General features: G+C 70.8%; 18 protein-coding genes. 11 read left to right on the top strand and 7 right to left on the bottom strand.

The annotated features are described in order from the left end of the window. Window positions 1-162 precede the first annotated feature (162 nt). The gene (locus AB0F81_RS18885) at window positions 163-849 is read left to right on the top strand and encodes a hypothetical protein (protein WP_360198848.1); all 687 of its coding nucleotides are present in this window, start codon (window positions 163-165) and stop codon (window positions 847-849) included. On the opposite strand, the gene AB0F81_RS18880 is transcribed toward AB0F81_RS18885, so the two are convergent. The 3 genes from AB0F81_RS18880 to AB0F81_RS18870 are packed head-to-tail and all read right to left on the bottom strand — an operon-like array spanning window position 834 to window position 4,066. Beyond that, the gene (locus AB0F81_RS18880; protein WP_360198846.1) at window positions 834-2,405 is read right to left on the bottom strand and encodes a metallophosphoesterase; all 1,572 of its coding nucleotides are present in this window, start codon (window positions 2,403-2,405) and stop codon (window positions 834-836) included. The two genes, AB0F81_RS18885 and AB0F81_RS18880, sit on opposite strands and share 16 nt — an antisense overlap. Window positions 2,406-2,452: 47 nt before the next feature. Beyond that, the gene (locus AB0F81_RS18875) at window positions 2,453-3,619 is read right to left on the bottom strand and encodes a PQQ-dependent sugar dehydrogenase (RefSeq protein WP_360198844.1); all 1,167 of its coding nucleotides are present in this window, start codon (window positions 3,617-3,619) and stop codon (window positions 2,453-2,455) included. 60 nt (window positions 3,620-3,679) lie between these two features. Beyond that, complete coding sequence (locus AB0F81_RS18870; protein ID WP_360198842.1) at window positions 3,680-4,066, bottom strand: PH domain-containing protein; 387 nt, start codon at window positions 4,064-4,066, stop codon at window positions 3,680-3,682. A gap of 174 nt (window positions 4,067-4,240) precedes the next feature. On the opposite strand from AB0F81_RS18870, the gene AB0F81_RS18865 reads away from it, so the two are divergent. Next, a complete protein-coding gene (locus tag AB0F81_RS18865) occupies window positions 4,241-6,865 on the top strand; it encodes an EAL domain-containing protein (protein ID WP_360198840.1) in 2,625 nt (874 codons plus the stop codon). A gap of 6 nt (window positions 6,866-6,871) precedes the next feature. Here the strand turns inward: AB0F81_RS18865 and AB0F81_RS18860 are convergent, their stop codons facing one another. Continuing rightward, the gene (locus tag AB0F81_RS18860) at window positions 6,872-7,885 is read right to left on the bottom strand and encodes a LacI family DNA-binding transcriptional regulator (protein ID WP_360198838.1); all 1,014 of its coding nucleotides are present in this window, start codon (window positions 7,883-7,885) and stop codon (window positions 6,872-6,874) included. A gap of 286 nt (window positions 7,886-8,171) precedes the next feature. Between AB0F81_RS18860 and AB0F81_RS18855 the strand changes: the two genes are divergently transcribed. Genes AB0F81_RS18855 through AB0F81_RS18845 form a run of 3 tightly spaced genes read left to right on the top strand, consistent with a single transcriptional unit; the run spans window position 8,172 to window position 11,345 of the window. Beyond that, window positions 8,172-9,458, top strand: a complete 1,287-nt coding sequence (locus AB0F81_RS18855) for an extracellular solute-binding protein (protein ID WP_360198836.1) — start codon at window positions 8,172-8,174, stop codon at window positions 9,456-9,458. Window positions 9,459-9,516: 58 nt separating this feature from the next. Beyond that, complete coding sequence (locus tag AB0F81_RS18850) at window positions 9,517-10,497, top strand: sugar ABC transporter permease (RefSeq protein ID WP_360198834.1); 981 nt, start codon at window positions 9,517-9,519, stop codon at window positions 10,495-10,497. Then, window positions 10,494-11,345 carry a carbohydrate ABC transporter permease gene (locus AB0F81_RS18845; protein WP_360198832.1) on the top strand — a complete coding sequence of 284 codons (852 nt, stop codon included), beginning with the start codon at window positions 10,494-10,496 and terminating at the stop codon, window positions 11,343-11,345. The genes AB0F81_RS18850 and AB0F81_RS18845 overlap by 4 nt, the downstream gene beginning before the upstream one ends. 394 nt (window positions 11,346-11,739) lie before the next feature. Here AB0F81_RS18845 and AB0F81_RS18840 read toward each other — a convergent pair whose 3' ends face one another. Then, window positions 11,740-12,177, bottom strand: coding sequence for an NUDIX domain-containing protein (locus AB0F81_RS18840; protein ID WP_360198830.1), 438 nt, complete (start codon window positions 12,175-12,177; stop codon window positions 11,740-11,742). Window positions 12,178-12,403: 226 nt separating this feature from the next. Beyond that, window positions 12,404-14,251, bottom strand: a complete 1,848-nt coding sequence (ilvD, locus tag AB0F81_RS18835; RefSeq protein ID WP_360198828.1) for a dihydroxy-acid dehydratase — start codon at window positions 14,249-14,251, stop codon at window positions 12,404-12,406. Window positions 14,252-14,352: 101 nt separating this feature from the next. Here ilvD and AB0F81_RS18830 point away from each other — a divergent pair, with 101 nt between their 5' ends. The 5 genes from AB0F81_RS18830 (at window position 14,353) to serA (ending at window position 21,979) form a co-directional block, all read left to right on the top strand. Beyond that, window positions 14,353-16,695, top strand: a complete 2,343-nt coding sequence (locus tag AB0F81_RS18830) for a bifunctional diguanylate cyclase/phosphodiesterase (protein WP_360198826.1) — start codon at window positions 14,353-14,355, stop codon at window positions 16,693-16,695. Window positions 16,696-16,848: 153 nt separating this feature from the next. Beyond that, on the top strand, window positions 16,849-18,678 hold the full coding sequence (locus AB0F81_RS18825) for an acetolactate synthase large subunit (protein WP_360198824.1): 1,830 nt from the start codon (window positions 16,849-16,851) through the stop codon (window positions 18,676-18,678). Continuing rightward, window positions 18,675-19,193, top strand: coding sequence for an acetolactate synthase small subunit (gene ilvN, locus AB0F81_RS18820; RefSeq protein ID WP_196413761.1), 519 nt, complete (start codon window positions 18,675-18,677; stop codon window positions 19,191-19,193). The genes AB0F81_RS18825 and ilvN overlap by 4 nt, the downstream gene beginning before the upstream one ends. Window positions 19,194-19,222: 29 nt before the next feature. Next, window positions 19,223-20,236, top strand: a complete 1,014-nt coding sequence (ilvC, locus tag AB0F81_RS18815) for a ketol-acid reductoisomerase (protein WP_360198821.1) — start codon at window positions 19,223-19,225, stop codon at window positions 20,234-20,236. Window positions 20,237-20,380: 144 nt separating this feature from the next. After that, on the top strand, window positions 20,381-21,979 hold the full coding sequence (serA, locus tag AB0F81_RS18810; RefSeq protein ID WP_360198818.1) for a phosphoglycerate dehydrogenase: 1,599 nt from the start codon (window positions 20,381-20,383) through the stop codon (window positions 21,977-21,979). Between the two features lie 7 nt (window positions 21,980-21,986). Here the strand turns inward: serA and AB0F81_RS18805 are convergent, their stop codons facing one another. Then, window positions 21,987-22,349, bottom strand: coding sequence for a hypothetical protein (locus AB0F81_RS18805; protein ID WP_360198815.1), 363 nt, complete (start codon window positions 22,347-22,349; stop codon window positions 21,987-21,989). A 368-nt stretch (window positions 22,350-22,717) separates the two neighbouring features. On the opposite strand from AB0F81_RS18805, the gene AB0F81_RS18800 reads away from it, so the two are divergent. Next, window positions 22,718-23,743: a 3-isopropylmalate dehydrogenase gene (locus AB0F81_RS18800; protein WP_360198873.1), complete on the top strand. Its 1,026-nt coding sequence runs from the start codon at window positions 22,718-22,720 to the stop codon at window positions 23,741-23,743. The last annotated feature ends 45 nt before the right edge of the window (window positions 23,744-23,788 follow it).

Raw genomic sequence — 23,788 nt, 5'->3', positions numbered from 1 at the left:
TGGGGGACAGCCGGGCACCTGCACGTCCGCCGTGCGGTGGACCGCCGCGCCGGGGAAGGCCAGCCGCGCGACGGGTGTCGATCAAGCCGCCGGAGGGCATCGCCAAGACCCTCCCGGGCCATAAGTTTTCCCAGGTCAAACGAGAACTGAGGAGAACTGATCATGACTGTGACCGCGACCGCCGACGTCGAGACCACCCGCGACAACCCGGCCGCCCGGGTGCTGTGGCGCACCGGTGCCGCCTCCCTGATCGCCGGGCCGCTGCTGTTCTTCGCCGGCAACGTCACCGCGCCGGTGCAGGACTCCGAAACCCAGGCCGGATACGTCGAATCGCTGGCCCGCGACCCGATGCTGACGCAGGTGTCGGCGCTGCTGCTGCACTACGGCAACATCTTCATCGGGGTCGGCGCGCTGCTGCTTCCGCTGCTGGTGCGCGGCCGCAAGGGCGCGATCGTGACGATCGTCGGCTCGCTGATGATGGCGCTCGGCTTCCTCAACATCTCCGGCAACCTGCTCAGCGACTGGTGGATCATGGAGCTGGGCCGGAACCTGCCGGTCGAGCAGGCGGTCGCTCTCGCCGAGGGTGCCCTGGGCCACGGGCTGCTGCAGGTCTGGAACTTCACCGAGATGCTGTCGCTGCTCGGCGTGGTCGTCGCCCAGGTCGGGCTGGCCCGGGCCGGCGTGATCGGCTGGTGGGCCGTGCCGGTGCCGGCGATCTGCCTGCTCGGCGCGTTCGCGCTGCCGCTGAGCATGCCGGTGCTGATCTCCGCCGTGGTGGGTGCCGCCTTCGCCCCGCTGGTGGTGGCCGGGGTCCGCGGCCTGCGCCGCCCCGCTCAGCGGCTGGGCTGACTGACCGGCACGGACGGGGCCGGGGTGGGCTCCTCGTCGAGGCCGACCACGTTGCGCTGCATCTCCACGGTGGACTGGCCGGTCCCGCCGAGCTGAATGTCGTCGTAGGCCTTGAGGGCGTTCTTCTCGTCGAAGTACAGCACCGAGAGGCTCAGCGGTGTCGGGTCCTCGCCCTCGAGCCCGCGCAGCCCGGCCCCGCCGGTCGACCCCTCGATCATGAGCCGGGTGGTCACCGGCGGCGGGGCGGGCACGGCCGAGGCCGCCGGGGACGGCGCGACGGACGGCGAGGGGGCCGGCGCCTCCGGCGGGGGCAGCACGCTCACCTCGCGCTGGTGCCGATGGCCCGCGAGGACCAGCGGAACCACCCCGGAGAGCGGACTCGCCATGACCGGGTCGTGGACCAGCGCGATGTCCACCTGCTTGCCGGAGTTGCGGATGGTGGTCGCCAGCCGCTCGCCGGCCGTGGTGAGCAGCTCCGGGCCGGACTCGTCGCCGGCCTCGTTGGACTCGCTCTTGTCCGGGGTGAACTGCGGGTCGCCGATCCCGGCGATGGTCAGCCCGTCGACCGTGGTGAGCGCGTTGTCCAGGACGACCGCGTTGCTCTGCGCGTCCACCGCGGCCTGGATGGCGGCCGAGTCGTGGTTGCCGCGCACATAGATGTACGGAACCTGGATCGACGGGATCGAGGCCACGTATCCCGTCTCGGCGCTGCTGCCCCAGTCGACGATGTCGCCGGTGTCGATCACGGCGTCGATCTCGAAGGTCTCCACGACGGTCCGGATCAGGCCCCACGACGACGGGTTCAGGTGCAGGTCGGAGACGTGCAGCAGCCGGGTGGTGTTGCCGGCCGGCTCGTAGACCGGCAGCGTCGAGATCGTTGAGTAGACCCGGCTGACGTTGCCGACGATGGCCTGCAACTGCTCCGCGTAGCGCCCGTAGTTGTCCGCGATCCGGCGGGCGTCGCCGACCACCGCCGGGGCGTTGACGAGCAGCCCCTCGTAGCGTGGCTCGCTGATCGCGTCCGGCCGCAGGGTCGCCGCGGCCAGGCCCAGGCTGCCGGTCGTGACGACCAGGGCGGTGACGCCCGCCGCGGCCGTGCGCCGAACGTCCCGGAAGACCACCGCCGCGAGGATCAGGGCGCTGAGCACGGCCAGTCCGAGGGTGCGCAGGCCGAGCCGGGAGATCCCGGCGACCACCTCGTCGACCGCCCGGTCGCCCGCGGTGCTGATCGCCGAGGGGTTGTCGATCAGCGCCTCGGTCCGGCTCTGGTCCAGTGAGCCGAGGGCCACCTTGAGGTGCAGCGGGCCGCGGTGGCTGTCCAGATGCAGCGAGCCGAGCGGCGGGATGTCCACCTCGGTGCCGCCGTGGATCGACGGGCGGATGGACATCTCGGCGCTGAACGGCCCGACGTTGATGCCGGCCTGGGCGAAGAGCATCACGCCGATCACCGCGCCGGCGATGCTGACCAGAGCGACCGTCACGGCGACCCGGATGCGCCGGGCCCAGCGATGCCGGAAAGCCCGGCCGGCCAGGTCAACGAACTCGCGCGGCTTCATCGGCGCTCACCTGCCCGGCCGGGGCTGATTCAAAACAGTCATGGCCGTCAACTCCGGCCGGCGCCGCCGTCGGAGAAGACCAGCCGGATGATGCGGTCGTCCTCGGGGTCGGGCTCGCCGGCCTCCTCCTGGTTGGAGGTGCTCACCCAGAACGAGCCGTCCGGCGCGGCGACCAGCGCGCGCAACCGGCCGAACTCGTCGGTGAGCAGCTCCTGCGGGTTGCCGAGGACGGTGCCGTTGCCGGTGACGTTCAGCATGTACATCCGTTTGCCGAGCAGGCAGGCGGTGGCGACCAGGCTCTCCATCGCCGCCACCCCGCCGCACGACGAGGCGGCGGTCGGCCAGGAGACCAGCGGGTTCGCCAGCTTGCTGTCGGTGCCGGCGCCGTCGGCTCGGGGCCAGCCGTAATCCTTGCCCTTGGCGATCACGTTGAGCTCCGAGAACTGCGGCTGCCCGTGATCGGTGGCGAACATCCGCTTGGTCGCGTCCCACGCCAGGCCCTGCACGTTGCGGTGGCCGGAGGACCAGATCGGCGAGGTCTTCACCGGGTTGCCGGGCGCCGGCTTGCCGGACGTGGTGATCCGCAGGATCTTGCCGCCCAGACTCTTCGGGTTTGCCGACTGGCTGCCGGCCGGGGTCCCGTCGCCGGTGCCGACATAGAGCTGCCCGTCGGGCCCGAAGGCCAGCGCGCCGCCGTTGTGATCGACCGAGCGGGGAATGCCGGTGAGGATCGGCTGGAGCTTGCCGCCGGCCACCAGCTTGCCGACCCGGTTGTCACGCTCGGTGGAGTAATAGACGTAGAGCGTCTTGTCGGTCTTGTAGGCCGGCGACACGGCGATGCCGAGCAGCCCACCGTCGCCGGAGGCGTGCACCTCGCTGAGCCGCTGCAACTCGGTGACCTTGAGACCCTCGGCGTCGGACTCCGGGCCCACCTTCAGAATGCGGGCGGTGTCGCGCTCGGTGACCACGGCCGAGCCGTCGGGCAGGAAGTCGATGCCCCACGGCACCTCGAGCGCCTTGGCCAGAACGGTGACCGCCACCTCGCGCTCGTCGCCGCTCCCGCTGGCGGTGGGCGCGACCGAGGGACGCGGCAGATTGGGCGGGGAACCGGCCTGGTCCGGCCCGGGCGGCCCGAAGCTGCACCCCGCGGTCAGGGTCAGCACGGCACCGACGGTCGCGACCGCGGCGCGGCCCCGGCGGAAGCGGACCACCAAACCACCCCTCTCAGGCTCTGCGGACCAGGGTAGCCGCGCCGCCTGACAGTTTCGGGCCGCTCACTGCTCGCTGGTGGCCGGTTCGCCGAGCGGATGCCCGCCGGCCGCCAGGACCAGCGGAAGGTTTTCCCGGTTGACGCCGGTCAGCCGGATGACGTTGCCGTTGTCGAGCAGGGCGGAGACCCGGCCGCGCTGGTCCGGGGCGAGCTCGGAGATCCGGCTCCAGGGGACCCGGCTGCCGCCGAACAGGGCCCGCACCCGCAGCTCGTCGGGATAGACGTCGGTGCCGGCCCGCCACGCCCAGGCCAGCACGGCGAGCGGGATCAGCACGATCGGCGCCAGCGCCCACGACGTGCCGGCCAGCGGGACCGCGCCGACGACCGCGATGAGCGCCGCGACGAGGACGGCGCCGGACTTGCGGACGCGGAGAACAGGACGATTGCGCACGTCCCCATCCTCCCACTCGGCGCGCCCGGCGGCCGTGCCGGTCCCCGGCCGGCCTGCAGGATTTGACCATCGTCGTTGGAAGGTCCACGATCCGTTGTAGGAGAACCCGTAACTCGATCCGGGGACACTCGTTGACCGGGTGCAGTTCCCACCCCTCGTCCCAGAGGACAGATCGTGGCTGTGCCTCCCGCGCCGGACCCGTCCCGGCCTGACGGCCGGACGGTCCTGATCGCTGTGCCCGTGGCGTCGGCGCTGATCCTTGTGGCCGGTGCGGCCGGCCTGCTGCCGGCCCCGGCCGCCCTGGCGGTTGCGGTGGGCGCGACCGGCCTGTGCGCGGGAGCTTTCCTCATTCGTACGGCGCTGGAGCTGCATCACGCCGAGCGGGCCTTCGTGGCGTGCCGCGGCGCGGGTTTTGTGGGGCTCGGAACACTGGCCACCGCGGCGACCGTGACGGTGCCGTGGTGGGCCGCCGGCGCGGTGGTCGGCTGGCTGACCGCCGGCCTGGCGGTGGCGGCCGTCTGTTTCGTGGTGGGCGTCTCACTGCTGCCCGGCGCGACCAGCAACTGGCAGATCCGGCTGCGCCGGGCGTTCGACGGCGTCGGCCTGGGCGTGAGCCTCGGCTTCGCGGCCTACCTGGTGCCGGGCGCGGCGACCCGGCCGGCCGGGGTGCCCGCGATGCTGATCGCGGCCGGTGGGGCGGCCATCGTCACGGTGATCGTGCTGCGCGCCCGTCCCCGCCCGCACCCGGCCCTCTGGTGCGGCGCCGGCACGGTGCTGACGCTGCTCGCGCTCTGTGCGCTGACCGAGATGGTGGCCTTCGGGGTGACCGGCCCGGCGGTGCCGCTGACCGGGCTGCCGATGGTGGCCGGGCTGACCGCCTGCGCGCTCGGCGGGTCCCGGCGCGACCTCCCGCCGCCACCGCTCGAGCCGCGGCACCCGGATCAGTACCTGGCGAGTTATCCGCTGCTGGCGGTGCCGGCGACGGTCGGTGTGGTCGCCGCGCTCTGGCATCTGATCACCGTCCGGGACTTCACCATCCAGGCGATCATTTTCGGACTCGTCATGGTCAGCGTGCTCGCCGTCCGGGAACTGCTGGTGGTCCATGACATCCGCCGTTACGCCGGCCGGCTGCGGGTCGCCGAGGCACACTTCCGATCCCTGGTGGCCGGCGCCACCGACCTCACCCTGGTGCTCGACGAGCAGCTCACCATCCGCTGGCAGTCACCGGCCGCGGCCCGGCTGTTCGGCCTGCGCGACGAGGCGGTGATCGGCCGCCGGTTCGGCGAGCTGATCCACCCGGACGACGCCGACTCCGCCCAGGCGGTGATCGAGTCGGTCCTCGCCGGTGAACACGAGGGCGGCCCGCCGGTGCTGGTCAGCGCGCGGTTGCGGGACGGCGCCCGGCTCTGGCGGGACACCGAGTCGACCATCTCCGACCAGCGGTCGGTGCCCGAGGTGGCGGCGCTCGTGGTGCACGTGCGTGACGTCGGGGAACGCGTCCATCTGGAACGCACCCTGCACCGGCTCTCCCACCTGGACCAGCTGACCGGGCTGGCGAACCGGCCGGCCCTGATGCGCGACCTGCTCGCCCACCGGCGCCGCGCCGGGCAGCGCGGCACCCTGCTGGTGATCGACCTGCACGGGCTCGCCGAGATCAACGACAGCCGCGGGCGCGAGGTCGGGGACGCCGTGCTCGTCGAGGTGGGCCGCCGGATCCGGGGTCTGCTCGGTGCCGACGACGTGCCGGCCCGGCTGGGCGGCGACGAGTTCGCGGTGCTCACCGGTGAGTCGGCGGTGCCGGCGTACGCCCTGGCCACCCGCATCGTGACCACGCTCGGCGAGCCGTACCCGCTGCCCGGCGTCACGGTCGAGCTGCACACCAGCGTGGGCCTGGCCGAACTCTCCGGCGGCGCCGACTCCGACGAGGTGCTGCGCCACGCCGACCTGGCCCGGCAGCGCGCTCGGCAGATCGGCCTGGACCGCGTCGAGTGGTACGACCCGGACATCGAGATCCAGCTGCACCGCCGGATGGAGCTGGAGCGGCAGCTGCTCGGCGCGGCCGGCCGGGGCGAGCTGGACCTGGTCTTCCAGCCGGTGACCGGGCTGCGCGACAACCATCCGGTCGGGGTCGAGGCGCTGCTGCGCTGGCGACACCCGGACCTCGGCACGATCCTGCCGGAGGAAGTGCTGCCGATCGCCGGGGCCCTCGGCATCACCGCCGAGCTGGACGAATGGGTCCTGGACGAGGCCTGCCGGCGTCTGTCCGGCTGGGCCTTCTCCGGCGACGACTTCTGGCTGTCGGTCAACGTCGGCCCGCGCGAGCTGCTCACCGCCCGGTTCCCGGAGCACGTCGCGGAAACCCTGAAACGGTACGGCCTGGCACCGGAACGCCTGGTCGTCGAGGTGGCCGAGACCTGGATCGCCGAGGACGTGCCGGCCATCGTGGCGGCGCTCACCGGGCTGCGCAAGCTGGGCGTGCGGGCCGCCCTCGACGACTTCGGCTCGGGCCAGACCTCGCTGTCGCACCTGCGCCGGCTGCCGGTGGACATGCTGAAGCTGAGCGGGTCACTGCTGAACAACCCCGCCGAGGCGGTGGTGGGTGGCGGCCCGGCGGTGCTGGACGTGGTGGTCAGTCTCGGTCGCCGGCTCGGGCTGGAGATCGTCGCCAAGGGGCTGGAGAGCGCCGACCAGATCGAGCGCGCCGCAGCCGCCGGCTGCCGGTACGGCCAGGGTTTCGCGCTGGGATACCCGGCGCCGGCCGAGCGGATGGAGGCCTACCTGGAGAGCCACCGCTCCTAGGCCTCGCTAGCGCGGCGGGGCGGTGCTTCCGCGCGGGGTGAGGTGGACCCGGCCGGCCTCGACGTTGCCGACCATCTTGCCGTCGATCGCGTTGAGCAGTTCCCGCGCGGCCTGCGCGCCGTATGCCGAGATGTCCCGGCTGAGCGCGGTGAGCGGCGGGTGCACGAGGCTGCACAGTGGTGAGTCGTCCCAGGCCACGATGGACAGATCGCCCGGCACGGACAGGCCCATCTCCTGCGCCACGGCCAGGCCGGCGACCGCCATCACGTCGTTGTCGTAGATGATCGCGGTGGGCCGGTCGCCGCCGATCAGCAGCCGGCGGGTGGCCCGGCTGCCCTCCTCGCCGGTGTAGTCGGCGGGCAGCGTGACCACGTTGTCCAGCCCCAGCGAGGCGCAGACCTCGTTGAACGCCTTGGTCCGGACCTGGGTGTGCAGCAGGTCGGGCACGCCGCTGACCCGGGCGATCCGGTGATGGCCGAGCGCCACCAGGTAGCGGACCGCCTCGGTGATGGCGCCGGCGTCGTCGGACCAGATCTGCGCGATCGGCCCGGTGTCGCCGGGGCCGCCGATCACCACGGCCGGCAGCTGGAGTTGCTGGAGGACCGGGATGCGCACGTCGTCCTCGCGGATGTCGGTGACGATCACGCCGTCGATCCGGCGCTCGCCCCACCAGCGGCGGTAGACCTCGATCTCCTGCTCGGGAGTGGCCACCACCTGCAGGGTCAACGCGTACGACTGGGCGCCGAGCTCGGCCTCGAAACCGCTGATCAGCCCCATGAACCAGGGCTCGATGCCGAGGATGCGGGCGGGCCGGCAGAGGGTCAGGCCGACGGCCCGGGCCCGGGCGCCGGAGAGCGCGCGGGCGGCGCTGTTCGCGTTGAAGCCGATCTCCTGGGCGATCGCCAGGATGCGTTTCCGGGTCGCTTCGGAGACGCCGGGCTGGCCGTTCAGCGCGTACGACACGGCGCCCTTGGACACGCCCGCACGGCGGGCTATGTCGGCGATCGTGGGCCGCTTCACTCAGTCTCCTCCGTACCCGATGCTGCCGAGCTTAACGGTCGCTGAACGTCCTTTGGCGAGCTCCCTTAGCGCTCGGAAGGCGCTTGAGCGGTTAAGTGTTACGGCACACATCGATCGGTGTAAAGCATGGGAGCGCACCCATGTCCGTTTAATCCAGCTTATGCGTTCCTGAGACATCGAAAGAATCAAGACTGTAACCGGCTATTGACAGCCGCCTAAGCCCCACATAGCGTCGCTGCAACTTACCCGGTTCAGTGACTTACACCTCTGCGCACAGGAGGAAACCATGGAGCGTTTCGGACGTCGTGCCCTGCACGCGGCCGTCGCGGGCGTCGCGGCGACACTGCTGATCGCCGGCTGTAGCGGTCAGGCCCTGGAGGGCGACAGCAGCGACACCGCGAGCGGCGAGCAGATCACGCTGAAGTGGAACATCTTCGGCGACATGGGCCAGGAGCAGCTCAAGGCCAAGTACGAGAAGCTCAACCCGAACATCAAGATCGTCTTCAACAAGAGCGAGTACCAGGCGCACCACGAGGACCTGCAGAAGAAGCTGGTCGCCGGCAGCGGCGCGGCGGACGTGGTGGCCGTCGACGAGGGCTTCATGGTCCAGATGCGGGCTCAGGCAGACAAGTTCGTCAACCTGCTCGACAAGGGATCCGGCAAGCTCGAGGGCAACTACCTGGCCTGGAAGTGGAAGGGCGGGCAGTCGGCCGACGGCAAGCTGATCGGTCTCGGCACCGACGTCGGTGGTCTGGCCATGTGCTACCGCACCGACCTGTTCAAGGCGGCCGGCCTGCCCACCGAGCGCGACCAGGTCTCGGCGCTCTGGCCGACGTGGGACGCCTTCATCCAGACCGGCCAGAAGTACGTGCAGGCCACCGGCAAGAAGTTCGTCGACTCGGGCACCAACATGTTCAACCCGGTGCTCGCCCAGCAGCCGGTCGGCTTCTACGACGAGTCGGAGAAGCTGCTGATGGACGGCGGCCCCAAGATCGCCTTCGAGACCAGCATGAAGGCGCTCGACGCCGGCATCTCCGCCAACCTGAACAGCTTCCAGCCGGGCTGGGACCAGGGCTTCACCGGTGACAAGTTCGCCGCGCTGCCCTGCCCCGCGTGGATGCTCGGCCACATCCAGCAGACCGCGCCGAAGCAGAAGGGCAAGTGGGACATCGCCGCGATCCCGGGCGGCGGCGGCAACTGGGGCGGTTCCTGGTTCACCGTGCCGGCCCAGGGCAAGCACGTCGACGAGGCCGTGAAGTTCACCGAGTGGATGGTGCAGCCGGAGCAGCAGATCGAGGTCTTCAAGACGGTCGGCAACCTGCCCTCGCAGCCGGCGCTCTACAAGGACCCCGCGGTGCTGGACTTCAAGCACCCGTTCATGAGCAACGCCCCGACCGGCCAGATCTTCGCCAAGACCGCGGAGAGCCTGCAGCCGCAGTACCTCGGCAAGAAGAACGGTAAGACCCGTGAGGCTGTCGAGGCGGTCATCACCCGCGTTCAGCAGGGCAAGCTGAAGTCGGACGCAGCCTGGGCCGAGGCGGTCAAGGAAGCCGAGAAGGTCGCGAATTCCTGACCTGGATCGCACTGGCGGGGCGACGCGAGTCGCCCCGCCTTCGCCTCAAGGAGTGCCCGTGTCCCTGACCCAGATCCGGCCGGCGCCGCCCGCGCCGCAGCCGGCCGAGCGTGTCAGCAAGTCGAAGCTGTGGTGGCACCGCTTCGACACCAAGACTGTTCCGTACCTGCTGATCGCGCCGTTCTTCGTACTCTTCGCGATCTTCGGGCTGTTCCCGCTCGCCTACAACGCCGTGGTGTCCTTCCGCCACTGGCGGCTCGACGACTCGACCAAGACCGGCTGGGCCGGCTTGGCGAACTACACCCAGCTCTTCTCGGACGAAGACTTCTGGAACGCGCTGTTCAACACGTTCGGCATCTTCATCCTGTCGACGGTGCCGCAGCTGCTGCTCGCGCTGACCATCGCGAACCTGCTCAACCACAGGTTGCGCGGCACCACCTGGTGGCGGGTCGCGGTGCTGCTGCCGTACGTGACGCCGGTCGCGGCGTCCACCCTGCTCTTCTCGATGTTCTTCGCGCGCGACTACGGCATGGCCAACTGGTTCCTCTCGCTGGTCGGGTTCGGCCAGGAGCAGCCCCTGGACTGGCGCGCCGAGAAGTGGAGCTCGTGGATCGCGATCGCCACGATGGTCAACTGGAAGTGGATCGGCTACAACGCGCTGCTCTACCTCTCGGCCATGCAGGCGATCCCGCGTGACGTCTACGAGGCGGCGGCGGTGGACGGCGCGGGACCGCAGCGCCAGCTGTGGCAGATCACCGTGCCGATGATCCAGCCGGTGGTGATCTTCACGGTGGTGCTCTCCACCATCGGTGGTCTCCAGCTCTTCAACGAGCCGATGCTCTTCGACGAGAACCCGGCCACGGCCCGCGGTGGCTCCAACCATCAGTGGCAGACCATGGCTCAGTTGATCTACGAGGTCGGCTGGCGTGACCTGAACCTGGGCTACGCGGCAGCGATGTCCTGGGCGCTGTTCCTCATCATCCTGGTCGTGGCAGCGATCAACGCCCTGCTGACCAGGCGCTTCGGAGGTGGCCGATGAGCACCGTGACGGGTCGTGCACCGCAGGACACCCGCGCCGGCTGGCGGACCTACCTCGGCCTGACCATCGTGCTGGTCCTGTCGATCTTCCCGCTGTACTGGATGTTCGTCATCGCCACCAGCGGCGACGGCGCGATGGTCAAGTACCCGCCGGCGTTCCTGCCGGGTGACCAGTTCATGGTCAACCTCCGCGAGGTCTTCACCGCGGACAACGTGTACTTCGCCGCTTCGCTGATCAACAGCGTCATCGTGTCCACGGTCGTCACAGCGTCGACGCTGTTCTTCTGCTCGCTCGCCGGATTCGCCTTCGCCAAGCTGCGCTTCCCCGGCCGCGACAAGCTGATGTTCGTGGTCATCCTGACCCTGACCGTGCCCAACCAGCTCGGTGTGGTCGCGCTCTACATCCTGATGGGCGAGATCGGCTGGAACGGAACCCTGCTGGCGGTCATCGCGCCCAGCCTGGTCACCGCGTTCGGCGTGTTCTACATGCGTCAGTTCATCGACCACGCGGTTCCCGGCGAGCTGATCGAAGCGTCGCGCATCGACGGTGCCTCGACGTTCCGGATCTACTGGAGCATCGTCCTGCCGGCCATCCGCCCGGCGCTCGCGGTGCTCGGCCTGCTCACCTTCGTGGCGACCTGGAACGAGTTCCAGTGGCCGCTGATCACGCTCGGCGGCACGGAGTTCCCCACGTCGATGGTGGCGCTCTCGGACCTGGCCAGCGGAAGTTTCGTGGTCTTCCGCCGGGTGCTCGCGGGTGCGTTCGTGGCCACCCTGCCGCTGCTCGTGCTGCTGCTCGTCGGCGGACGGCAGATCGTGCGCGGCATCATGGAAGGCGCCGTCAAGTAAACCCGACCCCGCCGGGCCCGCTGCGGGCCCGGCGGTCGGTCACTCTCCACCCGCAGCCGTACGCCCGAAGCGCCCGCCCGAATCCCCGGCCGTCTCCCGGCGCTGTTCCGTGCGGACATATACCGCCCTGAGCAACAGCCCGTCCGTCCGGCTGTCGCTCAGGGCTGTCTCGCGTGGCTCCGGACAGCTCTGAGCAACAGCCGGTTCGTCCGGCTGTCCGCGAGAGCTGTTTCGCGTGGCTGGGGACGGCTCTGGGCGACAGCCGGTTCGTCCGGCTGTCAGCGAGAGCTGTTTCGCGTGGCTGAGGGCAGCTCTGGGCGACAGCCGGTTCGTCCGGCTGTCAGCGGGAGCTGTTTCGCGTGGCGGGGGACGGCTCTGGGTGACAGCCGGGGGGTCAGGCGGGTGGGGGAGTGAGGAAGCTCAGTGGCGGCGCCGGAACGAAATACGGCGCGGCGGCGGGATCGCGGGCGAGCGCCAGGTAACGCATCTGGCGCTCGTTGAGCTGTGGCATGGCGTCCGGCGAGAACCAGGCCACGTCGAGCGACTCGTCGTCGTTGACCCGGGCTTCCCCGGCGACCGGCCGGCAGGCGAGCACCACCTCGAACCAGTAGACCTGGTCGCCGTTGGCGAGCCGGCGCAACTCCAGCGCCTCCACCGACAGGATCCGCTCGACCGCGACCTCGACGCCCGTCTCCTCGAACACTTCCCGCACAGCTCCGGCCGCGGGTTGTTCACCCGGCTCCAGGACACCGGCGAGCAGCGACCACCGATGATCGTCACTTCGCTGGTTCAGCAGCACGCGCCCGGCCTCATCGAGGACGACCGCGGTCACGCTGGGCAGGGGAAGTGGCGCATGTCCGACATGCCGCCGAAGCTCCACGATGAATTCTGGAGTAGCCACGAAACGACCCTAACCATCCGCCGCACCCGGGCCCCGGTCGCCGCGCGGGAGGCGTCGAGGCACCCCTCGCCGGGGCGGTCACCCAACGACAAACGCGCCAGCCGCCGCAGGCGGGGCCGGACGTCGCGTCGGCGCCGGCCCCGTCAGACGTACGAAATTATTCGGGAACGCGGCGGTAGGCGCCGTCGCTGGCGCTGGTGGCCATCGAGGCGTAGGCGCGCAGCGCCGCCGAGACCGGCCGCTCCCGCGCGACCGGCGTGTAGGGCTTGGGCCGGCGCTCCTGCTCGTGCCGCCGCTGGGCCAGGACGTCGTCGTGCACGTTGAGGGTGATGCTGCGCCCGGGGATGTCGATGGTGATCTCGTCACCGGTCTCGACCAGGGCGATCAACCCGCCACCGGCGGCCTCGGGAGAGACGTGGCCGATCGAGAGGCCCGACGTGCCGCCCGAGAAGCGCCCGTCGGTGATCAGCGCGCACGCCTTGCCCAGCCCGCGGCCCTTGAGGAACGACGTCGGGTAGAGCATCTCCTGCATGCCCGGCCCGCCGCGCGGCCCCTCGTAGCGGATGACCACGACGTCGCCCTCGACGACCTCCTTGCCGAGGATGCCGTTGACCGCGTCGTCCTGGGACTCGTAGACCCGGGCCGGGCCGGTGAACTTCCAGATCGACTCGTCGACGCCGGCGGTCTTCACGACGCAGCCGTCCGGCGCGAGATTGCCGAAGAGGATCGCCAGGCCGCCGTCCGCGGTGTACGCGTGATCGACCGACCGGATGCAGCCGCTCTCACTGTCGGTGTCGAGCGTGGCCCAGCGGTTCTCGGTGCTGAACGGCTGCGTGGTGCGCACACCGCCGGGGGCGGCGTGGAACAGCTCCAGCGCCTCGGCCGACGGCGACTCGCCACGGATGTCCCACCTGTCCAGCCAGGCGGAGAGCGACGGCGCGTGCACGGCGCGGACGTCGGTCTTCAGGGCGCCGCCGCGGTGCAGCTCGCCCAGCAGGGCCGGGATGCCGCCGGCCCGGTGCACGTCCTCCATGTGGTACTTCGGGCTGTTCGGTGCGACCTTCGACAGGCAGGGCACCCGGCGCGAGATGGCGTCGATGTCGGAGACGCTGAAGTCCAGCCCGGCCTCGCGGGCCGCGGCCAGCAGGTGCAGCACCGTGTTGGTGGAGCCGCCCATCGCCACGTCCAGGGCGACCGCGTTCTCGAAGGCGTCCCGGTTGGCGATCGAGCGCGGCAGCACCGACTCGTCGTTCTTCTCGTAGTACTCCTTGGCGATCTCGACGATCAGCCGGCCGGCCTCGGTGAACAGCGCCTTGCGGGAGGCGTGCGTGGCCAGCGTCGAGCCGTTGCCGGGCAGCGACAGGCCGATCGCCTCGGTCAGGCAGTTCATCGAGTTGGCGGTGAACATGCCGGAGCAGGAGCCGCAGGTCGGGCACGCGGAGCGCTCGATGGTGTCCAGCTGGGCGTCGGTGACGTTGTCGTTGGCGGCCGCGCTCATCGCGTCGACCAGGTCGAGCTTCTCGTGGACGATGCCCTCGATGGCGACCGTCTTGCCGGCCTCCATCGGGCCGCCGGAGACGAAGACCGTCGGGATGTTGAGCCGCAGGGCGGCGATCAGCATGCCGGGGGTGATCTTGTCGCAGTTCGAGATGCAGACCAGGGCGTCGGCGCAGTGCGCGTTCACCATGTACTCCACCGCGTCGGCGATCAGCTCGCGACTGGGCAGGGAGTAGAGCATGCCGCCGTGACCCATCGCGATGCCGTCGTCGACCGCGATGGTGTTGAACTCGCGGCCGACGCCGCCGGCCGCGGCGATCGACTCGGCGACCAGGCCGCCGAGGTCCTTGAGGTGCACATGCCCGGGTACGAACTGGGTGTAGCTGTTGGCGATGGCGACGATCGGCTTGCCGAAGTCGTCGTCAGTCATGCCGGTGGCGCGCCACAGGGCGCGTGCGCCGGCCATGGTGCGGCCGTGTGTCGAGGTCCGGGAGCGCAGCTCAGGCATGCCCCCATACTGCCACCGGCTGCGCGGCGAATGGCCAAGGACGTCCACAGCTCGGGACGCCGGGGCTGTCGGAATCGACGGAGATCCGGCACAGTGTGTCCGTGCATTCACCGTCCGGATTGGAGCTGGCGGGCCTGGCATGCCTGGTGGCCGCTGTTCCGGCGGTCGCCTACCTCGGGCAGTCCGGCCGCCGGCACACCGGTGCGGCCCGGCGTGCCCATCTTCTCCTCGCGGCCGGCGGCGCCATCGCCACGGCGGCCGCGCTGGCCGGGCTGGCCAGCGCGCTGCTCGGCGGCCATCACCATGATCCCGGGCACATCCGCACCCTCGCCACCGCGGTCGCGATCGGCATGGGGTGCGGCATCCTCGTCCTGCTGGCCGGCACGGTGGCGCTGCCCGGCGCCACCCGGGGCCCGGCCGCGGCGGTCCGGCACGTGCTGGACGGCCTGGTGATCGCGGCGGCCATCTGGTTCGTCGGCTGGGTGCTGATCTCCCGCCCCACCCGGATCCTCGGCGACCTCACGCCGTACCCCTGTGTGGCCGTGCTGCTGCCCGCGGTTCTCGCGGTGCTGGCGCTCGGCCTGACCGCGGTGATGACCCTGCACGCGCACCGGCCGCGCCGCAACACGGTCCGGGTGTCCGCCGGGGTGAGCCTGGTGGCCGTCGCCGCGACCGCGCTCTGCGGCGGCATCTGCCGCGAGCGCGACGCGTTCGCGCTGGCCAGCGTGTTCGTGCTCACCGCCGGCCTGATCCTGGTGGCCTACGCGGTGCGGGCCGCCGACCGCCCGGTCGAGGTGACCGGCGACGTGCTGGAGCGCGGCGGGGCCTACGCGGTGGTCCCGATGGTCGCCATGATCGCCGCGCTCGGCTACCACCTGGTTCGTGGCGGCGAGATGGACGCGCTCGGCTATTTCGGGGCGGCGGTCGTCGGCCTGGCCCTGGTGGCCCGGCAGTATCTGGCGCTGGACGACGTGCGCCGCTACACGGTGCAGCTGCGCCAGCGCGAGGCGCACTTCCGCGAGCTGGCGCACACCGATCCGCTGACCGGCCTGGCGAACCGCCGCGGGCTGCAGCGGGCGCTGCGGGACTCCCCGGAGAATGCGGCGCTGATCGGCATCGACATGGACGGCTTCAAGATCGTCAACGACATGCGCGGGCACGACGTGGGTGACGCCGTGCTGGTCGAGGTGGGCGTCCGGCTGCGGCGCAACCTGCTGGCCGGCGACGTCGCGGCCCGGCTGGGCGGTGACGAGTTCGCGGTGCTGATGCACGGCGACGCCGAGGAGGCGGTGCTCGCCGCGCACCGGCTGCTCGCGGTGCTGGGGGAGCCCTACGAGGTGGACGGCGGCCCGATCTTCCTTTCCGCCAGCGTCGGCGTGGCCGACACCGGCGAGCTGCTGCACGACGCCGACCTGGCCCTGCGTTACGCCAAGCAGCGCGGCAAGAACCGGGTGGAGCGCTACCAGGCCGGCTATGACGAGTTGCTGCGCCGCCGCGGCACCCTGCAGGGCGAACTGCGTCACGCGATCGACCGCGACCAGCTGCGGCTGGTCTTCCAGCCGGTGGTGGCGCTGCCGTCGATGCGACCGGTGGGCGCCGAGGCGCTGCTGCGGTGGACGCATCCCGATCTGGGGCCGGTGCGCCCCGACGAGTTCATCCCGGTCGCCGAGGAGTCCGGCCTGATCAACCGGATCGGCGCCTGGGTCCTGGAGCAGGCCTGCAAGCAGCTCGCCGACTGGCTGGCGAAAGGGCACGACGTCTGGGTGTCGGTGAACCTGTCGCCCAAGGAGCTGCACAACTCCGACTACGCCGGCCAGGTCGCCGACGTGCTGGCCGAATACGGCGTGCCACCCCAGCGGCTGGTCCTGGAGGTCACCGAGCACGCGGTCGCCACCGACATGGAGGAGCTGGTCGGCCGGCTGGCCGAGTTGCGGGAGACCGGGGTGCGGATCGCGCTGGACGACTTCGGCGCCGGCTATTCGTCGCTGACCCAGCTGCGGACGCTGCCGGTGGACATCCTGAAGATCGACCACGCGCTGGTGGCGGAGCCGGAGTCGCGGACCGGGACGGCGGCCCCGCTGGTCGACGTGGTGGTGCGGCTCGGGCACCGGCTCGGCCTGGAGGTGCTGGCCGAGGGGATCGGCTCGCCGGCCCAGCGTGAGGTGGTCGAGGAGGCCGGCTGCCGGCTGGGCCAGGGCTCGCTGTTCGGCTGGGGTGTGCCGGCCGAGCACTTCGAGACGCGCCTGCGGACCCTGCGGCCCTCGGGCCCGCGCCCGCTGCCGGCGCCGCGGTCCACCCCTCCGAGTGACGCCCCGGCGCGCAGTCAGGTGGTGCGGCTCGGTCCCGGAATGCGGCAGGTCAGAGCGTTGTTGCCGAGCGACCCGGATTTCGCTGATCAAAATGTGGGATCAGTTGACTCAGGCCGTGAGATGGGGCAAGGTTAGCCGCATGTGCTTCCAGTCCCGAGTACTTATCTGAGCGCACTCTCCGCAACAGGAGGGTGCGCTAGGTCCCGTGCTTCTGCACGAGGGCCTTTTTTGTTGCTCAGAAGTCGCTCACAAGACTGGACCGACCAACCCGAAAAGGTCTGAACTGCCATGACGAGACCCACTCCCGAATCCCTCGCCCAACGGGTCACTCCGGCCACCGTCGCTGCGGCCGCGAACTCCGCCCCCGCCGCCGTGGCCCCGGTAGCCACCACCGGTGCCGGCGCGCTCGTCCGGTCGCTCGAGGCGCTCGGGGTAGAGGTCGCGTTCGGCATCCCGGGCGGGGCGATCCTCCCGGCGTACGACCCGCTCTTCGACTCGAAGGTGCGGCACATCCTGGTCCGGCACGAGCAGGGCGCGGGGCACGCCGCGACCGGTTACGCGCAGGCCACCGGCAAGGTCGGCGTCTGCATCGCGACCAGCGGCCCGGGTGCGACGAACCTGGTCACCCCGATCGCCGACGCCTACATGGACTCGGTCCCGATCGTCGCGATCACCGGGCAGGTCGGCCGGCCGTACATCGGCACGGACGCCTTCCAGGAGGCGGACATCCAGGGCATCACTCTGCCGATCACCAAGCACAACTTCCTGGTGCAGCACCCGGAGGAGCTGCCCCGGATCCTGGCCGAGGCGTTCCACCTGGCGGCGACCGGCCGGCCCGGCCCGGTCCTGGTCGACATCCCGAAGGACGTGCTGCAGGCGCAGACCACGTTCTCCTGGCCGCCGACCCTCGACCTGCCGGGCTATCGCCCGACCCTGCACCCGCACGGCAAGCAGATCCGCGAGGCGGCCCGGCTGATCGCCCAGGCCAAGCGCCCTGTTCTGTACGTGGGCGGCGGCGTCCTGAAGGCCGGCGCCACCGACGGGCTGCGCAAGCTCGCCGAGCTGACCGGCATCCCGGTCGTCACCACCCTGATGGGCATCGGCGCGTTCCCCGACTCGCACCCGCAGCACCTGGGCATGCCCGGCATGCACGGCACGGTGCCGGCGGTCTACGCGATGCAGAAGTCGGACCTGCTGGTCACCCTCGGCGCCCGCTTCGACGACCGGGTGACCGGCAAGCTGGACTCGTTCGCCCCGGACGCCAAGATCGTGCACGCCGACATCGACCCGGCGGAGATCGGCAAGAACCGGCACGCGGACGTCCCGATCGTCGGCGACGCCCGGCACGTCATCGACGAGCTGATCGCCGCGGTCTCCGCGACGGCCGGCGGCACCGCGCAGTACGAGGCCTGGTGGAAGACGCTCGACGACATCCGCGAGCGGTACCCGCTGGGCTACGACGAGCCGACCGACGGCACCCTCTCCCCGCAGTACGTGATCGAGCGGATCGGCGCGCTGGTCGGCCCGGACGCGATCTACTGTGCCGGCGTCGGCCAGCACCAGATGTGGGCGTCGCAGTTCATCAAGTACGAGAAGCCGGGCACCTGGCTGAACTCGGGCGGCGCCGGGACCATGGGTTACGCGGTTCCGGCCGCGATGGGGGCCAAGGTCGCGCAGCCGGACACTCAGGTGTGGGCGATCGACGGTGACGGCTGCTTCCAGATGACCAACCAGGAGCTGGCCACCTGCGCCCTGGAGGGCATCCCGATCAAGGTCGCCGTGATCAACAACGGCAACCTGGGCATGGTCCGCCAGTGGCAGACCCTGTTCTACGACGGCCGCTACTCGAACACCGAGCTGGGCACCCACAAGCACCGCATCCCGGACTTCGTGAAGCTGGCCGAGGCGCTCGGCTGCATCGGCCTGCGCTGCGAGTCGAAGGACGACGTCGACAAGATCATCCAGCAGGCCATGGAGATCAACGACGCCCCGGTGGTCATCGACTTCACGGTCGGCAAGGACGCGATGGTGTGGCCGATGGTCGCGGCCGGCACCAGCAACGACGAGATCATGTTCGCCCGGGACGTGCGTCCCACGTTCGATGAGGACGACCTGTGACTAACAAGCACACGCTGAGCGTGCTGGTCGAGAACAAGCCCGGTGTGCTGGCCCGGGTCAGCGGCCTGTTCTCCCGCCGCAGCTTCAACATCGATTCGCTGGCGGTGGGCGAGACGGAGAACCCGGAAGTCTCCCGCATCACGATCGTGGTCAACGCCGACACGTCTCCCCTGGAGCAGGTCACCAAGCAGCTCAACAAGCTGGTCAACGTCCTGAAGATCGTGGAGCTGGACCCGGCGCAGTCGGTCCAGCGTGAGCTCCTGCTGGTCAAGGTGCGCGCCGACCGGGCGCAGCGCAGCCAGGTGCTCGAGACCGTCGAGCTGTTCCGGGCCCGGGTGATCGACGTCGCTCCGGACACCCTGACGATCGAGGCCACCGGTAATCCCGACAAACTGGATGCGTTGCTGCGCGACCTCGAGCCGTACGGCATCAAGGAGATGGTGCAGTCGGGTCTCGTGGCCATCGGCCGCGGTTCCCGGTCCATCACCACCGGCCCCGCGCTCCGCGCCGCCTGAGTTTTTCCAAACGAGAGAAGAAGGAAGTCATGACCGCGGAAGTGTTCTACGACGACGACGCCGACCTGTCGATCATCCAGGGCAAGAAGGTCGCCGTGATCGGCTACGGCAGCCAGGGCCACGCGCACTCGCTGTCGCTGCGTGACTCGGGCGTCGACGTGGTGGTCGGTCTGCAGGAGGGCTCCAAGAGCCGTCCGAAGGCCGAGGAGCAGGGCCTCACCGTGAAGACCCCGGCCGAGGCCGCCGCCTGGGCTGACGTGATCATGGTGCTGGCGCCGGACACCGCGCAGCGCAAGATCTACGCCGAGTCCATCGCCCCGAACCTCACCGCGGGCAAGGCGCTCTTCTTCGGCCACGGCCTGAACATCCGCTTCGAGCTGATCAAGCCGCCGGCCGACGTGGACGTGGCGATGGTCGCCCCGAAGGGCCCGGGTCACCTGGTCCGCCGTCAGTACGTGGACGGCAAGGGCGTGCCCGCCCTGATCGCGGTCGAGCAGGACGCTTCCGGTGGCGCCCAGGCGCTCGCCCTGTCGTACGCGAAGGCGATCGGCGGCACCCGCGCCGGCGTCATCAAGACGACGTTCAAGGAGGAGACCGAGACCGACCTCTTCGGCGAGCAGGCCGTCCTCTGCGGTGGCACCGCGGCGCTGGTGCAGACCGGCTTCGAGGTGCTCACCGAGGCCGGCTACGCCCCCGAGATCGCGTACTTCGAGTGCCTGCACGAGCTCAAGCTGATCGTCGACCTGATGTACGAGGGCGGCATCTCCCGGATGCGCTACAGCGTCTCGGACACCGCCGAGTTCGGTGACTACGTCTCCGGCCCGCGCGTGATCAACGCGTCGGTCAAGGAGGAGATGAAGCGGATCCTCGCCGACATCCAGTCCGGTGAGTTCACCCGTCACCTGATCGCGGACGACGAGGCCGGCGGCCCGGAGCTCAAGAAGTACCGCGAGCAGGGCGCCCAGCACCCGATCGAGATCACCGGTGCGAAGCTGCGCGGCATGATGAGCTGGGTGGACCGGCCGATCACCGAGACCGCCTGATCGACGTTCCGTCGAAAACGCCCGGCCGGGTCACCGGCCGGGCGTTTTCGTGAATGAACTGAACCTCACTGTGGCCCCCGTTCGTACCATTCGGCATCGTCTATGAGGACGAGAGTCGATGGGGACGAAAGCGGATGGAGAGCCATGACTGCTGTTGTCCTGGTAACCGAGGAACTAGCCCCGGCCGCACTCGACCTGCTCACCGAGGAGCACGAGGTCCGGCGGGTGGACGGCACCGACCGGCCCGCCCTGCTGTCCGCGCTGGCGGAGGCCGACGCGGTCATCGTCCGCAGCGCCACCCTCATCGACGTCGAGGCGCTGACCGCCGCGCCCCGGCTGCGCGTGGTGGCCCGCGCCGGCGTGGGGCTGGACAACGTCGACCTGCCCGCCGCGACCGCCCGCGGCGTCCTGGTGGTGAACGCGCCCACCAGCAATATCGTCTCGGCCGCCGAGCAGGCGGTGGCCCTGCTGCTGGCGGTCGCCCGGCACACCGCGGCGGCCAGCGCCACGCTCAAGGGGGGCGCCTGGCGGCGCCCCGAATTCACCGGCGTCGAGGTGCACGGAAAGACCGTCGGCGTGGTCGGGCTGGGACGCATCGGCGTCCTCTTCGCCCAGCGCATGGCCGCTTTCGGGGTACGACTGATCGCGTACGACCCGTACGTGCAGCCGGCCCGTGCCGCGCAGCTGGGTGTCCAGCTGGTGACCCTCGACGACCTGCTGAAGGAGAGCGACTTCATCTCGGTGCACCTGCCGCGGACGCCGGAGACCCTCGGCCTGATCGGCGCACGGGAGCTGACGCTGGTGAAGCCGGGTGTCCGGATCGTCAACGCGGCCCGCGGCGGGCTGGTCGACGAGGCGGCGCTGGCCGAGGCGATCGCCGAGGGGCGGGTCGCCGGCGCCGGGCTGGACGTCTTCGAGACCGAGCCGCTCACCGAGTCGCCGCTGTTCGGCTTCGCCAACGTGGTGGTCACCCCGCACCTGGGCGCGTCGACGGTGGAGGCGCAGGACAAGGCCGGGCTGGCGGTGGCCCGCAGCGTACGGCTGGCCCTGCGCGGCGAGTTCGTCCCGGACGCGGTGAACGTGCGGGCCGGCGGCGCCGTGGACGAGGACGTACGCCCGCTGCTGCCGCTCGCCGAGCGCCTCGGCCGGGTCTTCACCGCGGTGGCCGGCGGGGTGGCGGCCCGGATCACCGTGGAGGTCCGCGGTGAGGTGGTCGCGCACGACGTCACGGTGCTCGAACTGGCCGCCATGAAGGGCCTGTTCGCGCCGGTGGTGGAGGAGCCGGTGACCTACGTGAACGCCCCGCACGTGGCCGCGGACCGGGGTGTCGAGGTGGACCTGGCGACGGTCGAGGACGCCGGGGAGCACGCCAACCTGATCACGGTGCGCGGGGCGATGCCGGACGGTCGTACCGTCGCGGTCGCCGGCACGCTGGTGACCTCCGGCACCCGGGAGACCGCGAAGCTGCTGCAGGTCGACGGCTTCGAGCTGGACCTGGCCCCGGAGGGGGTGCTGCTGTTCTTCCGCTACCGGGACCGGCCGGGCGTGGTCGGCACGATCGGCACCAATCTGGGCCGGGCCGGCGTCAACATCGCCGCCATGCAGGTGGCCCGCCGGGCCGCCGGCGGTGAGGCGCTGATGGTGCTGACCGTCGACTCGGCGGTCGGGTCGGAGGTGCTCACCACGGTGGCCAACGGCATCGGCGCCTCCCGGGCCGCCGTGGTGGATCTGCGCGCGGACTGACGGGCGGCTAGCGGGTCTGCAGCGGCGGCCGGTAGACCGTGCCGTCCTGCAGGTCCAGCAGATCCAGGTTGAGCTCGCCGGCCAGCCGCTCGATCGTCTCCAGCACGACGTCCGGGCAGTTCTCGTCCAGCCGCATCTGGATGTGGTCGGCGGCGGCGTGCAGCGGTGCGCTCGCCCACGGCGAGCCGGCCGCCGTGGCGCGCGGCCCGCGGTCCGGGTAGTTGCTGGTCAGGGCGTCGTAGAAGGCGACGACGCGAGGATCGGCCGCCCGCTGTGGATGCTCGCCGCGGGCGCATCGCTCATTGGCGGCGCGCACCGTGTCCGGCGCGGCGGTCGGGTCCATGGCCCACACGACGAGGTCGAAACTCACCGGCGCATCGTGCCATCACCGCCGCTGTCCGCCGTGAATCGGTGGCCCGACACGCGGGGATGCGTCTTGCGCGTCATTAGTCCGTCTCGCTAGCGTTGTTCCGGCCGTACGTCCCGGGCGGACGCGTCTTCGGGTGACGCGTTTCGTCGCCGGGTGGACGGCCGGAATCCGGCGGGACCGATCCACGCGTACTCGTCGCAGCAGCCCCCGTGACCGTTTGCCGCGGTCCGGGGGCTGTTCGCGTCCGCCGAAGCTTTCACCCGAACGCTCATTTGGTGGGACTGCCGTTCCGTGTCTCGGGACCGGCGGTTACCGTAGGCGAGGTTCGAAGGCAAGGTTGCCGGACTTGATGGGGAGTTGACGTGAGCGTGGCGCGGATCGCGGTTGTCGCCGGAGACGGCATCGGGACCGAGGTGACCGCGCAGGCCCGCAAGGTGATCGACGCCGTCCTCCCCGACGCCGACTACAACGAGTACGACCTGGGCGCCCGCCTCTACAACCGCACCGGCGAGGTGCTGCCCCGGTCGGTGCAGGACGAGCTGGCCGGCCACGACGCCATCCTGCTCGGCGCGATCGGTGACCCGAGCGTCCCGCCGGGCGTCCTGGAGCGCGGCCTGCTGCTGAAGCTCCGCTTCGACTTCGATCAGTATGTGAATCTGCGCCCCAGCAAGCTCTGGCCCGGCACCACCAGCCCGCTGGCCGGCGTGAAGCCCGGTGAGATCGACATGGTCGTGGTCCGCGAGGGCACCGAGGGCCTCTACGTCGGCGCCGGCGGCGTCCTGCACAGGGACACCCCCGCCGAGATCGCGACCGAGGAGAGCCTGAACACCCGGCACGGCGTCGAGCGGGTCATCCGCGACGCGTTCGCCCGCGCCCAGCGCCGCGACCGCCGCCACGTGACCCTGGTGCACAAGACCAATGTGCTCACCCACGCCGGCAACCTGTGGTCGCGGACCTTCGCCGCCGTGGCGGCCGAGCACCCCGACATCACCACGGAGTACCAGCACATCGACGCCGCCAGCATGTTCATGGTGAGCAACCCGCAGCGGTTCGACGTGGTGGTGACCGACAACCTCTTCGGTGACATCCTCACCGACATCGCCGCGGCCGTTACCGGCGGCATCGGCATGGCTGCCAGCGGCTCCGTCAACCCGGAGCGCACGTACCCGTCGACCTTCGAGCCGGTGCACGGCTCCGCGCCGGACATCGCCGGCCAGGGCATCGCCGACCCGGCGGCCGCCATCCTCTCCGGCGCGCTGCTGCTGGAGCACCTGGGCCACCTCGACGAGGCGCGGCGAGTAACCGAGGCGGTCGCGGCCGAGGTCGCGTCCCGGGCCCCGGGCGCGCCGCTGCGTACCGCCGAGGTCGGTGACCGGGTCGCCGCCGCCGTCTGAGCGGGCACCCTTCCCACCCGGAAGCCCGAGGGGCTTCGTCACCCG

Source organism: Actinoplanes sp. NPDC024001, from assembly GCF_040638955.1.
Taxonomy (GTDB): domain Bacteria; phylum Actinomycetota; class Actinomycetes; order Mycobacteriales; family Micromonosporaceae; genus Actinoplanes.
Note: the sequence above shows the minus strand (reverse complement) of the source record. Positions and strands in the feature narration are given on the sequence as shown.